The organism is Mesorhizobium sp. M2C.T.Ca.TU.002.02.1.1 (assembly GCF_003997225.1).
The window spans coordinates 1-1,498 of the sequence record NZ_RZTO01001131.1 but is presented as its reverse complement, the minus strand read 5'-3'; the positions used below and the strand labels follow the sequence as shown (position 1 = coordinate 1,498).

Annotated in this window: 3 protein-coding genes; all 3 read left to right on the top strand. The window is 61.5% G+C overall.

Annotation, left to right across the window (positions count from 1 at the left end; translation table 11 throughout):
- The first annotated feature begins 263 nt into the window (after positions 1-263).
- A complete protein-coding gene (locus EOD07_RS34045; RefSeq protein ID WP_027167260.1) occupies positions 264-482 on the top strand; it encodes a twin-arginine translocase TatA/TatE family subunit in 219 nt (72 codons plus the stop codon).
- 83 nt (positions 483-565) lie between these two features.
- Entirely contained in the window at positions 566-1,282 is a 717-nt protein-coding gene (gene tatB, locus EOD07_RS34040) for a Sec-independent protein translocase protein TatB (protein ID WP_127238318.1), read from the top strand.
- Positions 1,279-1,498, top strand: a 220-nt coding sequence (locus tag EOD07_RS34035; protein WP_206519647.1) for a twin-arginine translocase subunit TatC, incomplete at its 3' end; no start/stop codon positions are given. The genes tatB and EOD07_RS34035, both read left to right, overlap by 4 nt.

Here is a 1,498-nt window from a genome sequence, read left to right as displayed (position 1 = left end):
CGCTCACCGAGGACGAGGATGCGCTGACCGATATCGACCTCGAGGAACTCGGACTGCTGACGCCGCGCGTCACGGAAGAGTGACCGCGAAAACCCGCACGAATGGTTTATTAGCAAGGCCTGCGCGGATTCGTAGCACAGCGCTCACGCCGAAACTGCGTGACATCCGCTAGCCATTTTATCAACTTCATTGCAGTTGTGTTTGAATCCCCGAGCGAAAACGCATAGATCATCGCCAGGGAAAACATTCGAGAGAGAGTTGCAATGGGTTCGTTTTCGATTTGGCACTGGATGATCGTGCTGGTCATCGTGCTTCTGGTGTTCGGCCGCGGCAAGATCCCCGAGCTGATGGGCGACATGGCCAAGGGCATCAAGAGCTTCAAGAAGGGCATGGCTGACGACGACGCTGACGACAAGCGTACCGTCGAGCACCGCGCCGACGAGACTGTTTCGCCGGCCAAGGAAAAGGTCAGCAAGAGCTGATCCCGGTTGTTGCTTTGAGCATGCCGTTGTCCCAAAACCGCTTCGCATGTGCGGGCGGCATGCACGCGTCGGATTAGATTGCCATGTTCGAAGTCGGTTGGAGCGAACTGCTGGTGATCGCGGTCGTCATGATCGTGGTCGTCGGGCCTAAGGATTTGCCCAATATGCTTCGCACTTTCGGCCGCACCGCGGCGAAATTGCGCGCCATGGCCGGCGACTTCCAGAAGCAGTTCAACGAAGCGCTGAAGGAAGCCGAGCTCGATGACGTCAAGAGCTCGATCGACAGTCTTCGCAGCCTTAATCCGATGAACGAGGTGCGCAAGCAGCTCAATCCGTTCGAGCAGGCCGCGGCCGATGTGCGCGCCGGCGTCGATACGATGATGAAGCCCAAGCCGGCTGCCGATCCGACGGCGCCGGCTGCGGAGACGCCGCAGGCCGCCGAACCGCTGAAGAACGGTGCGACGGACATGCCCGGCGTCAACGGAACCGAGCCTGCCTCGGCTGTCCCGATCTTTCCGACCATGACCGACGCCTCCGTCACGGCATCGGTGTCGGAGGCGTCTGAGGCGGCCAAGCCCGCGAAAAAGACCGCGACCGCCAAGGCCAGGACGGCCGGCGCCGCGGCGAAAACGGCAACCGCGCCAAAGGCACCGGCTGCAAAAGCGCCGGCCAAAACCGCGCCGGCTCAGGTCAAGGCCGCCGCGCCTGCCGCCAAGGCTGAGGCGAAGCCTGCCGCGGCCAAGAAGCCTGCGGCCAAGAAGACAACCGACACCAAGAAGACGGCGGGGGCCGCCAAGTGAGCGTAACGGACAAGGAGAGGGAAGAAATCGAGAAATCGTCGGCGCCGCTGATCGAGCATCTCATCGAGTTGCGCCGCCGCCTGATCTGGTCGCTGGGCGGCTTTTTCATCGCCTTTCTCGTCTGCTTCTTCTTTGCCAAGCGCCTGTTCAATTTGCTGGTCATCCCGTTCAAATGGGCGACGCAATGGGCGGGGCTCGATCCGCACAAGGTCGAGC